Origin of the sequence: Anaeromyxobacter sp. Fw109-5 (assembly GCF_000017505.1) — a bacterium.
Classification (GTDB): Bacteria; Myxococcota; Myxococcia; order Myxococcales; family Anaeromyxobacteraceae; genus Anaeromyxobacter.
On record NC_009675.1, the window covers coordinates 4,151,593 to 4,163,048 of the forward strand.

The 11,456-nt window shown below is 74.2% G+C and carries 8 protein-coding genes; 5 read left to right on the plus strand and 3 right to left on the minus strand.

The window, feature by feature from the left end:
• Positions 1 to 49 precede the first annotated feature (49 nt).
• The 4 genes from ANAE109_RS18195 (at position 50) to ANAE109_RS18210 (ending at position 8,247) form a co-directional block, all read left to right on the plus strand.
• Positions 50 to 898 carry a neutral zinc metallopeptidase gene (locus ANAE109_RS18195; RefSeq protein WP_012098349.1) on the plus strand — a complete coding sequence of 283 codons (849 nt, stop codon included), beginning with the start codon at positions 50 to 52 and terminating at the stop codon, positions 896 to 898.
• Positions 899 to 957: 59 nt separating this feature from the next.
• Positions 958 to 2,289 (plus strand): 26S protease regulatory subunit, encoded by a 1,332-nt coding sequence (locus ANAE109_RS25600; protein ID WP_012098350.1) that lies wholly within the window; start codon positions 958 to 960, stop codon positions 2,287 to 2,289.
• On the plus strand, positions 2,286 to 3,206 hold the full coding sequence (locus tag ANAE109_RS25395; protein WP_012098351.1) for a tetratricopeptide repeat protein: 921 nt from the start codon (positions 2,286 to 2,288) through the stop codon (positions 3,204 to 3,206). Before ANAE109_RS25600 ends, ANAE109_RS25395 begins: the two co-directional genes overlap by 4 nt.
• 199 nt (positions 3,207 to 3,405) lie before the next feature.
• Positions 3,406 to 8,247, plus strand: a complete 4,842-nt coding sequence (locus ANAE109_RS18210) for a CARDB domain-containing protein (RefSeq protein ID WP_012098352.1) — start codon at positions 3,406 to 3,408, stop codon at positions 8,245 to 8,247.
• A 90-nt stretch (positions 8,248 to 8,337) separates the two neighbouring features.
• Here the strand turns inward: ANAE109_RS18210 and ANAE109_RS18215 are convergent, their stop codons facing one another.
• Positions 8,338 to 8,838 carry a methylated-DNA--[protein]-cysteine S-methyltransferase gene (locus tag ANAE109_RS18215; RefSeq protein ID WP_012098353.1) on the minus strand — a complete coding sequence of 167 codons (501 nt, stop codon included), beginning with the start codon at positions 8,836 to 8,838 and terminating at the stop codon, positions 8,338 to 8,340.
• Positions 8,835 to 10,292: a DNA-3-methyladenine glycosylase 2 gene (locus tag ANAE109_RS18220; protein ID WP_012098354.1), complete on the minus strand. Its 1,458-nt coding sequence runs from the start codon at positions 10,290 to 10,292 to the stop codon at positions 8,835 to 8,837. The genes ANAE109_RS18215 and ANAE109_RS18220 overlap by 4 nt, the downstream gene beginning before the upstream one ends.
• Before the next feature lie 238 nt (positions 10,293 to 10,530).
• Between ANAE109_RS18220 and ANAE109_RS18225 the strand changes: the two genes are divergently transcribed.
• Entirely contained in the window at positions 10,531 to 11,211 is a 681-nt protein-coding gene (locus tag ANAE109_RS18225; protein ID WP_012098355.1) for a YkgJ family cysteine cluster protein, read from the plus strand.
• A 17-nt stretch (positions 11,212 to 11,228) separates the two neighbouring features.
• On the opposite strand, the gene ANAE109_RS18230 is transcribed toward ANAE109_RS18225, so the two are convergent.
• Positions 11,229 to 11,426, minus strand: a complete 198-nt coding sequence (locus ANAE109_RS18230; protein WP_041448490.1) for a hypothetical protein — start codon at positions 11,424 to 11,426, stop codon at positions 11,229 to 11,231.
• Positions 11,427 to 11,456 lie beyond the last annotated feature (30 nt).

Below are 11,456 nucleotides of genomic sequence, written 5' to 3' on the forward strand. Positions count from 1 at the left end.
AAGCGCGGGCGTGCCATCGTTCCCACGTTTTCTGCCGGGAGGTGGGTGCATGCGGCTCGGGAAAGGCGATCGCTCGAACGTGGAGGACCGCCGCGGGCTCGGCGGGACGGGGCTGAAGCTGGGGATCGGCGGCACGCTCGTCCTCGCGGCGCTGAGCCTCATCTTCGGCCAGGACTTCCTCTCGATGGCCGGCGGCGGCTCGGAGCCGGCCTCGCCCGAGCAGGTCGAGCAGCGCAAGGCAGGGGAGGCGGAGCTCGAGGGCGTGGCGGTCGCGTCCTTCAACGACGCGCAGGACGTCTGGGGGCGCGCGCTGGGGGACCGCTACCGCGCCTCGAAGCTGGTCCTGTTCTGGGACGGGACGCGCTCCGGCTGCGGCGACGCGTCGGCGGCGATGGGTCCGTTCTACTGCCCGCTCGACGAGAAGGTGTACATCGACCTCGGCTTCTACCGCGAGCTCTCGCGGCGCTTCGGCGCTCCCGGCGAGTTCGCGCAGGCCTACGTGATCGCCCACGAGGTCGGCCACCACGTGCAGCACGTCCTGGGGATCGCGCCGAAGGTGCGCGCCGCGCAGGAGCGGGATCCCTCGAGTCGAAACGCGCTCTCGATCCGGATGGAGCTCCAGGCGGACTGTCTGGCCGGCGCCTGGGCCAGCTCGGTCGGCGCCCGGGGTCAGCTCGATCCCGGCGACATCGAAGCCGGCCTCGGCGCCGCCGCGGCGGTGGGAGACGATCGCATCCAGCGGAAGACCACGGGGAGCGTGAACCCCGAGGCCTTCACCCACGGCACGGCTGAGCAGCGCGCGCGCTGGTTCCAGCGCGGCTACGAGACCGCCACCCTGGAGGCGTGCGACACGTTCAGCGGCGGCGCGGTCGCGCAGGACGGCGAGCCGCGGCGGTGAAGGCCAGCGCGCGAGCGCGGTTGTTCCCCAACGCTCCGCCGAACGGGTAGCATCGCCCGGTGACCAGCGACCCCGTCGTGCTCGCGCTGCGCGCCGCCATCGCGGCGAACGACTCTTCGGAGCTGCGCGCCGCGCTCGGTGAGCACCTCCTCCGCTCCGGCGCGCCGCGGGAGGCGCTCGCGGAGCTCGAGGCGGGCCTCCGGCTCGCGCCCGCCTCCGCGCCCTTGCTCGACGCCGCCGCCCGCGCCGCGGAGGCGGCGGGCGACCCGGGCCGCGCCGTGGCCTACCGGCTCGCCGCCGGGGCGATCGCGGGCGCAGCGGGCGCGACGCCCGCTGCGGCTCCGGTCCCTTCCCCGCCGCCGCCCCTCGCCACCGCCCGCGGGCCGTCCGGCGAGCTCGAGGGCGACGAGCGAGAGGACGACGCCGGGGCCGAGGACGACGCGCCAGCCCGCGGCGATCGCCTCGCGGGCGGCCCGAACCTCCGCCTCGTGCCCGGCGACGGCGATCCGCCCGAGGACGACGCGCCCCCGCCCCTGACGTTCGCCGACGTCGGCGGCATGGACGAGCTGAAGGCGAGGCTCGAGCGGAGCTTCCTCGGACCGCTCCGCGATCCCGACACCTACCGGCGGTTCGGGAAGAAGATCGGCGGAGGCATCGTGCTCTACGGTCCGCCGGGCTGCGGGAAGACGTTCCTCGCCCGCGCGCTCGCCGGCGAGATCGGCGCCCGCTTCACCGAGGTGGGGCTGTCGCAGGTGCTCGACATGTGGTTCGGCGAGAGCGAGCGTCGGCTGCACGAGCTCTTCGAGAACGCGCGCCGGCGCGCGCCGACGGTGCTGTTCTTCGACGAGGTGGACGCCCTCGGCCAGCGCCGCTCGCAGCTGCGCGGCGCGGCCGGGCGCAACCTCGTGAACCAGCTCCTCTCCGAGATGGACGGCTTCGCCTCGCGCAACGAGGGCGTGTTCTTCCTCGCCGCGACGAACCACCCCTGGGACCTCGACCCCGCCCTCCGCAGGCCCGGCCGCTTCGACCGGCTCGCCTTCGTGCCGCCGCCCGATGCGGAGGCGCGGCGGCGCGTGCTCGAGCTGAAGCTCGCCGACCGGCCGGTGGCGGCCGGCGCCGACCTCTCGCGCGTCGCGAGAGCGACCGACGGGTTCAGCGGCGCGGACCTCGCGGCCCTGGTGGACGCCGCGACCGAGCTCGCCATCGAGGCCACCCGCAAGAAGAAGACCGAGCAGCCCATCGACGACGCCTTCCTGGCCCGCGCCGCGAAGGACGTGAAGCCCTCCACCCGCGCCTGGTTCGAGGTGGCGCGGAACCACGCGATCTACGCGAACGAGGGGGGCGCCTACGACGACCTCCTCGATCACCTCAAGGCGATGAAGCTCGCGTGAGCACCCCGGGGTTCGAGGAGCTGGTCGGGCGGGCGCGCGCCGCCCTCGAGGTGGGGCGCCTGGACGAGGCCGAGCGCGCCGCGCGGGGCGCCCTCGCCGCGGAGCCGTCCGCGGAGGACGGCCACGCCCTCCTCGCCCGCGTGCACCTCGCGCGCGGCGACCACGGCGAGGCGCTCCGGGCCGCCGAAGGCGGGGTCGCCGCCACGCCCGAGTCGGAGTGGCTCCAGCGGCTCCGCGCGCTCGCGCTGAACGGCATGGGGCGCCGCAAGGAGGCGCTCGCGGCCGCCGACGAGGCCGTGCGGCTCCAGCCGGACGTCGCGCCCGGGCACTTCGTGCGGTCCGTCATCCTCGCGACCCTCAAGAAGCTGCCCGAGGCGCGCGAGGCCGCGGAGCGCGCCCTGGAGCTCGATCCCGAGGACGCCGGCCACCACGCGCAGCTCGGCGATCTGTGGCTGAAGCAGGATCCCGCCCGCGCCGAACGGCACTACCGGGAGAGCCTCGCCCTCGACCCAGCGCGCGCGGACACGCTCAACAACCTCGGCGTGGCGCTGGACGCGCAGAAGCGCACCCGGGACGCGGCGCTCGCCTTCCGCTCGGCCGTGATGCTCGACCCGACCCTCACGGTCGCGAAGCAGAACACCCACTCGACCATCCGCCGCATGACGGGCGGCGGCGCGCTCTTCGTCGTGGCGGTGGTCGTGACGCAGGGCGCTCGCGTCGCGGAGCGGTTCGGGCGCGGCACGAGCGACACGGTGCGCTGGGTGGCGCTCTCCGTCGTGCTCGCCGGCGTCGCCGCGACCTGGGGCATCTGGTGGTGGCGGCGAACGGCGGGGATCCGCCGCCTGGCCGAGACCGACCCGCAGCTCCACGCCATCTACGTGAAGCTCGAGGCCGACCGGAACGCGAAGCGTCGCTGAACGGCGGTCGCGACGCGCGCGCGTGCGCGCTGTTTCCATCAGTGAAGCTCACTGCTCGGCGAGCCGCGACCGCGTCAAGAGGTGGTTTGTCGCGGTTGCCGCCGCTCGGCGGGGAAGACATACGAACGGGCGATTGCTCGCCTGCATTCCCGCTTGCTCTCATCGCGCTCCCACCGACTTTCCTCGGAGTGGAGGGAACATGAGAGCTCGCCTCATCGGTCTGGTCCTGGTCTCGTCGATCGCAGCCTGCAGCGCGGAGCGGGAGCCGCCCGCGCCGCCGGAAGCGAAGACGGCAGGGGCCTTCCCCCAGGTGCAGATCAACGGGTTCTCCATCGACGTTCGCGGCCAGCAGCCCGCCGTCCCCGACGCGCTCCAGGCGCCGGAGGACGCGCCGGCGCAGGTCATCTCGAAGCGCGGGGCCTCCTCCGACCGCGAGGCGCGCGACCGGCCCGGGAAGTGGATCGTCCAGTTCACGGGCCCGATCCGGGAAGGGGAGAAGCGGCAGGTCATCGAGCTCGGCGTCCGGCTCGGCAGCTACCTGCCCGAGTTCTCGTTCATCGCCACGATGGACCCTGCCGCGCGCCGGCGGGTGGAGGCGCTGCCGTTCATTCGCGGCGTGGCGCGCTTCAAGCCGGCCTACAAGATCCAGCCCCGGCTGAAGAATCCGGACGGCTCGGTGCGGATCGACGGCACTCCGGCGCGGCTCGTGGTGCGCGTGGAGGGGGCCGACGGTCTCGGCGGGACGCTGGCGGCGGTGCATCGGCGGCGGGGCAAGGTCCTCCAGGTCGGGCGGGACGTCGCCCGGATCGAGCTCTCGAGGGCGGACATCGCGGCGCTCGCGCAGCTGGAGGACGTCGTCGCCATCGAAGAGGCCCGGGACCTGGTGCTCTTCAACGACGTCTCGCGGTGGACCATCCAGACGAACGTCCCGAACGACACGCGCATCTGGCAGGAGGGGCTGAGCGGTCAGGGGCAGATCGTGGGCATCGGCGACACGGGCCTCGACCTCGACATGTGCTACTTCCGCGACCCCTCGGGCGCGCCCATCGGCGCGACGCACCGCAAGGTCGCGGGCTACCAGGCCTTCACGGACGACTGGGACAGCGACTCGGGGCACGGCAGCCACGTCGCGGGAACCGTCGCGGGCGATCAGACGCCCCTCACCGGCGGCGCCGCCGCGAACGGCATGGCGCCCGGCGCGCGGATCTTCATGAGCGACCTCACGCCCGGTGAAGACTCGTACGTGTACCCGCCGCTCGACCTGGGGGATCTCTTCGTCGTGGCCTACTGGGCGGGCGCCCGCATCCACACGAACAGCTGGGGCGCGAACTCCAGCTGGTACGGGAGCTTCGAGTTCACCACCGACCGCTTCCTCTGGGAGCACAAGGACATGCTCGTCCTGTTCTCCAACGGGAACGCGGGACCGGCCCCCGGCTCCGTGGGCTCGCCCGCCGTCGCGAAGAACGTGGTCAGCGTCGGCGCCACGTGGAACGGCCCGCTGGCGGAGGATCTCGCGTGGTTCAGCAGCTACGGGCCCGCGGCCGACGGACGCATCAAGCCGACCCTGACCGCCCCGGGCGTCAACGTGGTGTCGGCCGACTCGGACGGTCTCCGGGACAGCTTCAACTGCGGCACCCGGAGCTACAGCGGGACCTCGATGGCCACGCCGACGACCGCCGGCGCCGCGGCGCTCGTCCGGGAGTATTTCCTGGAAGGCTTCTGGCCCTCGGGGCTCCGCTCCCCGGCGGACGGCTTCGCGCCCTCCGCGGCGCTCTTGAAGGCGACGCTCATCAACAGCGCACAGGAGATGACCGGCGCCGACGTGGGTGGGCCGATCCCGTCCAACGGCCAGGGCTGGGGGCGCCTCAACCTCTCGAACACGCTCCGCTTCGCGGGGGACGCTCGCTTCCTCGACGTCGCGGACGTCACGAGCGGCGGACTCGGCACGGGCGCCACGTGGTCGCGGAGCTTTTACTCGTCGGGCGATCAGCCGCTCAAGATCACGCTCGTCTGGACGGACTACCCGGGCGTGGACGGCGCCCCGAAGGCCCTGGTGAACGACCTGGACCTCACGGTCGCGGGGCCGGGAGGCGTCACCTACACCGGGAACGTCTTCGCGGACGGCACGTCGGTCACGGGCGGGAGCCCCGATCGCCTCAACGTCGAGGAGCAGGTCCTCGTCCCGCCCGGTCAGGCGGGCATCTACGTCGTCACGGTGAGCGGCTACAACGTTCCCCAAGGACCGCAGCCGTTCGCGGTCGTCGTGAGCGGCGGCGGCGGCATCCGCTCCAACGGGTACATCGGCCTCGACCGCACCCGCTACAACGCGGCGAGCGTGGTCGAGCTGAAGGTGGTCGACAAGGACCTGAACGCGAACGACGCGCTCGCCGAGGAGGTCGTCGTGTCGATCCGGAGCGGCACGGAGCCGGGCGGCGAGCCGGTGACGCTGGTCGAGACGGGGCCGAACACCTCCATCTTCCTGGGGTCCATCCCGACCGCGCCCGGCCCGGTGGTGAGCTCGAACGGCGCGCTGGAGGTCGGCCCCGACGAGACCATCACGGCGACGTACCTGGACGCGAACGACGGGACGGGGGCGCCGGCGACCGCGACGGCCACGGCGACGGTGGATCTCGCGCAGCCCACGATCTCGGGGTTGGGGGCGGTCGGCATCGACCAGTCGAGCGCGACCATCTCGTGGACCACCGACGAGCCCGCGGCGGGCAGGGTCCTCCACGGGGACACCACCGCGCTGGGAGGGGTCGCGGAGGCGGCGTGGCTGAGCATGCGTCACGACGTGGTCCTCGGGAACCTGAGGGAGAACACGACGTACTACTTCGCCGTCGAGGCCACCGACGAGGCCGGGAACACGGTCCGTGACGACCAGGGCGGGGCGCTCCACTCCTTCACGACACGGCTCCTGCCACCCACCCTGAGCGCGCAGTCCTCGGTGGGCAGCGACACCTACGCGGCCGGGGCGACGATCTTCGGGAGCGCGGCCGACCCCTCCGGCATCGGATCGGTCACCATCAACGGGCAGCCGGTCCCGCACCGCGCGAGCGACGGGTACTTCGAGCTCGCCGTGCCGCTCGCGATCGGGGCGAACGCGTTCACCGTGGTCGCCACCGACACGCTCGGTCAGGCGATCTCGAGGACGGTCTCCGTGACCCGGCTCGAGCTGCCGAACCTGGCCTTGACCGCGCTCTCGATGCCGACGCCCGCGGGCATCGGCATGCATTCCCGGGTGACCACCACGCTGTGCAACCTCGGCCCCGGCCCCGCGCCCTTCTCCGGAGCGATCGCCTGGTACCTCTCGCCGGACGCGGTGATCACGCCCGGGGTGGATCGCGAGTTCGGGCCGCGCGTCGTCTACGGCGATCCGCTCGCGCCCGGCGAGTGCTTCACCTTCCCGTGGGACATGTTCGTCCCTCGCGACCTCACGCTCGTGGGTGGGACGTACCACGTCGGCGCCTTCATCGACCTCGGCGAAGAGGTGCAGGAGGCCGACGAGTCCGACAACGCGCTCGCGGGCAACCCGGTCACGTTCGCAGGCCCGGACCTCGCGATGACCTCCGTGTCGGCGCCCGGGACCGTCGGTCTCTACGATGCTTTCACGGTGGACGCCTCCGTGACCAACACGGGGATCGGCGCGAGCCCCCTGTTCGCGGTCGGCTACTACCTCTCGGCGGACGACGTGATCACGCGGGCGGACGCCCGGATCACCGAGTACACGACCGCGCTCAGCGGCGGCGCATCGGCCTCCACGTCCCTGTCGCTGACCATCCCGTACGGCCTGCCGCCGGGGACCTACCGACTCGGGGCGATCGCGGACGCGTGGGAGGGCATCGCCGAGCCGGACGAGCTCGACAACGTCCTCCTCGGGAACCTCGTGACGGTCGTCGCCGGCGCTGATCTCGCGGTGAGCGCGGTCTCGAGCCCGCCGAGCGCCGCGGTCGGCGGGACGCTCGCGGTGACGAACACGGTGGCGGCGGCGCCGAGCGGCTACGCGTCGGGCGCGACCTCGGTCAGCCTCTACCTGTCCACGGATCCGATCATCACCCCGTCGGACGTCCCGCTCTCGAGCCGCACCGTCCCGAGCCTCGCCTCGGGCGCGTCCAGCACCGCACTGACCGTGGTGACGATCCCGGCCGTCGCCAGCGGGACGTATTACGTCGGGGCCATCGTGGACGTCAGCGGCCAGGTCGTCGAGACGGACGAGGCCAACAACGCCCTCGCCGGCAACGCCGTCACCATCGGCGGCCTGAACCTCGCCATGTCCTCGGTGAACGGGCCGACCGCCGGGATCGTCGGAGGGGCGATCGTGATCGACGAGTCCGTCACCGCGACCGGCGCGGGGGCCGCGACGACGGGGTTCAACGTCGGGATCTTCCTCTCCACGGACGCCGTCATCACCCCGTCGGACACCCTGCTCGCCTACCGCTGGGTGCCCGGGCTCGCGCCCGGCCAGTCGAGCCCCTCCTCGACCACGACGACGATCCCCCTGGGCCTGCCACCCGGCACGTACTTCGTGGGCGCCATCGCGGACGACTTCCCCGTGGCCGCTTACGAGGAGGCGACCGACAGCTACTACACCGTCCAGGATCTCGTGCCGGAGGCGGACGCGAGCGACAACGCGCTCGCCGGGAACACGATCGTCGTGACCGGGCCCGATCTCAGCATCACGGCGCTGACCGTCCCCTCGACGGCCATCGCCGGCTCCTCCGTCACCGTCCAGAACACGGTGGCGGCCACCGGCGCTCACGCGGGAGGGTTCTCGGTGTCGTTCTACCTCTCGACGGACCCCGTCATCACCACCGCCGACACGTACGTGGGGGGCCGATGGGTGGCCAGCCTCGCGCCGGGCGCCGCCACCGCTGCGAGCACGGTCGCCTACCTCCCGCTGGAGCTCCCCGCGGGACCCTACTACTTCGGCGCGCTGGTCGATCCCGCCGGCCAGGTGCCGGAGAGCGACGAGACGAACAACGCGCGCGGAGCGGGCGTCGTGACCGTGTCCGCGCCTCGCCGCCCACCGCCGGGTGAATAGCGCGTCGCCGGATCGACACCTGCCGCGTCGGGGATCGAGCAGCACCGGTCCCCGGCGCGGCGGTCCGCCCGAGCAGGAGCGGCCGGGCGATCACCGCTCCGTGCCAGGTCCCCGCCGCACCGCCCGCTCGTGGGCCAGCAGCCACCGCTTGCGCTCCATGCCGCCGGCGTACCCGGTGAGCGTCCCGTCCGCGCCGATGACGCGGTGGCAAGGGACCACGATGCCGATGGGATTCCGCCCGTTCGCGGCGCCCACGGCCCGCGACGCGGAGGGGCGGCCCAGCCGTGCCGCGATCTCGCCGTACGTCCGCGTCTCGCCGAAAGGGATCTCGCAGAGCGCTCTCCACACCTCGAGCTGGAAGGGCGTTCCGCGCGGGCGCAGCGGCAGCGAGAACGTGGTGCGCTCGCCCGCGAACCACTCCGCGAGCTCGCACCGAACCCGCTCCAGCAGCGGGTCGCCGCGCCCGCCGGGGGGATCGAGCCGCGGCTCTCCGGCGCGGTCCTCCATGGTGACTCCGACCAGCGCCTCCCCGTCCGACAGCAGGCGCAGCGCGCCGACGGGGCTCTCCATCCACGCTTCACGCAACGTCATGCTCCTCCTCCTCTCGCCGCCCGGGACCACAGGTGCATCACCGCGTACGAGCGCCACGGGCGCCACGCCTCGGCGCGCGCCTCGGCCTCGAGCGCCGACGACGCGCCCAGCGCGCGCAGCACGCCGAGGTCCGAGGCCGGAAACGCGTCCGGCTCGCCGAGCGCGCGCATGGCGACGACCTCCGCGGTCCACGGGCCCACGCCCGACAGCTCGAGGAGGCCGGCCCGCACGGCCTCGCCGTCGCCGCCCCGGTGGAGCGCGAGCCCGCCCCCGGCCACGGCGCGCGCCAGCTCCAGGATCGTCCGGGCGCGCGCGCCCGGCATGCCGACGCGCGCGATCGCATCGACGCCGGCCGCCGCGATCGCCTCCGCGGATGGAGCCAGCCGGTCCAGCCCGGGGAACGGCGTCGCCACGGGCTCCCCCAGCGCCGCGGCCAGCCGGCCGCTCACGGTGGTCGCCGCCGCGACGCTGACCTGCTGGCCGACGATCACGCGCACCGCCGCGTCGAGGCCGTCGAACGCCCCGGGGACCCGCAGCCCCGGGTGGCGCCGGAGCGCGCGCGCGAGCAGCGGATCGCGCCGCAGCCGGGACGCCACCGCGTCGGGGCGCGCGTCGAGGTCGAGCTGGGCGCGCAGGCGCGCCGCGAGCGGCATGAGCGCTCCCGCGAGCGAGAGCGACGCCTCGGCGCGCAGCGCGGTCGGCCGGGCCGGATCGCGCGTGACCGACACCCAGCCGGTCCGGCCGCCGAGGCGCACCGTGCGGCGATACGCGCCGCCTTCGACCTGCTCCACGCCCGCCGTGCACCGCGCGGCGAGGAAGGCGAGCAGCGCCTCCCAGTCGAGCGGGGGGCGGAAGTCCAGGCGGAGGACGAGCGAGGCCGGCGCGGCGCCGTCGCCGTGGGCGCGCCGGAGCGCCGAGGGCGGACGGCCGAAGCGCTGCTGGAAGAGCGCGTTGAACCGGCGCAGGCTCGAGAAGCCGGCCGCGAACGCCACCTCCGCCATCGGGAGCGCGGTGTCGTGGAGCAGCTGCTTCGCGAGCGCCATGCGGCGCGACTGCGCGAGCTCGACCGGCGTGACGCCCAGCTCGGCGGCCATCGCGCGGCGCAGGTGCCGCGGCGTGACGCCCAGCCCCGCCGCCAGCGCGTCCACCGAGCCCTCGTTGAGGAACCCCTCCTGGATCCGCGCCGCGGCCGCGGACACGAGGCGCGGGATCGCGTCCACCGGTCCGCCGCCGGGCGCGAGCTCGGGACGGCAGCGGAAGCAGGCGCGAAACCCCTCCCGCTCCGCCTCCGCCGCCCGCGCGAAGAACACGCAGCGCTCGCGGCGCGGCGTGCGGGCCGGGCAGATGGGCCGGCAGTAGATGCCGGTGGTCCGCACGCCCACGAAGAAGCGGCCGTCGAAGCGGGGATCGCGCGCCGCCAGCGCGCCGAAGCAGGTGTCTGCGTCGAGGGTCACGGCCCCTGTCTATCGCCTGCCGGGGACGGCGTCTGGCCGTTTTCGGACCCGGCCGCAAGGAAGGCTCAGGCTTCAGGGTTTCAGGCCACGGGAGAGGCTCCCGGGCCCGCCGTCGAGGAACCCGAAGCCTGGAGCCAGTAGCCGCTCTCGAGGTGCTGCTTCCGGGCCTGGGCTCGCGCGGACGACCCAAGCCGGCCGCTCGTCTCCACGGGACGGCGGTCGAGAATGCGAGAACGCCATGCACGAAGACCCCATCACCCGCTGTCAGGAGCGCCTCGGCGCCCTCGCCTCCGGGGCGCTCGCCCGCGCGCGCGGGGAGGACGACCTCGCGGAGCTGCTCGCCGCCGCGTGGGCGATCGTCGAGGAGGAGCTCGCCGCGGGTCGCCCGGCCGGAAGCCCCGCGCCCGCGTGCGGCCCGGGGTGCGCGACGTGCTGCACCCTCAACGTCGGGACGCTCGCGCTCGAGGGGGCCGTCGCGGCGCGCCACCTTCGCCGGAGCGTCCCGGCGGCCGAGCTCCCCGCGCTCGTCGCGAACCTCCAGGCGTTCCACGATCGCGTGCGGTGGCTCGAGGACCGGGAGCGGATCGCCGCGCGGCTCGCGTGCCCGTTCACGGACGCGTCCGGCCGCTGCGTCATCCACCCGGTGAGGCCGCTCGCGTGCCGGAGCGTCAGCTCGCTCGATCCGGCCGAGTGCCGCCGCGCGCTCGACGAGCGCGAGGACGACGACGCGGGCCTGGTGCGGATGGACTGGCTGCAGCGAGCGCTGCACGACGTCGCGCGCGCGACGCTCGCCGAGGCGCTCGCCGCGCGAGGCCTGGACGCCCGCTGCCGCGACGTGTCGGGGATGACGGCGGCGTTCCTCGCGGACCCGGCCTCCGTCGAAGGATTCCTCGGCGGGGCGCGGACGATCGTCGACTGACGGCGCCCGCCTCGCCGTCACCGCCCGCGCTGCGACGCCTTGCGGCCCTGCTGGGCGACGAACGGGTTCCTCGGCTTGCCGACGTGGAGCTCGGCCCTCGGCGGCTGAGCCGCTCCCTCGGAGTCCGCGGACGAGCCGGTCGTGTCGGGCGAGCCGGAGGGCTGCGCCCGCCGCACCGGCTTTCCGTGCTTCTTGCGCTTCGGGCTGACGGGCATGGTGTTCTCCTGGGGCGCAGTTCTACACTC

Coding starts and splice junctions, on each gene's coding strand:
- ANAE109_RS18195 (WP_012098349.1), top strand. CDS start 50: ATGCGGCTCGGGAAAGGCGATCGCTCGAACGTGGAGGACCGCCGCGGG.
- ANAE109_RS18210 (WP_012098352.1), top strand. CDS start 3,406: ATGAGAGCTCGCCTCATCGGTCTGGTCCTGGTCTCGTCGATCGCAGCC.
- ANAE109_RS18215 (WP_012098353.1), bottom strand. CDS start 8,838: ATGACGTTGCGTGAAGCGTGGATGGAGAGCCCCGTCGGCGCGCTGCGC.
- ANAE109_RS18225 (WP_012098355.1), top strand. CDS start 10,531: ATGCACGAAGACCCCATCACCCGCTGTCAGGAGCGCCTCGGCGCCCTC.
- ANAE109_RS18230 (WP_041448490.1), bottom strand. CDS start 11,426: ATGCCCGTCAGCCCGAAGCGCAAGAAGCACGGAAAGCCGGTGCGGCGG.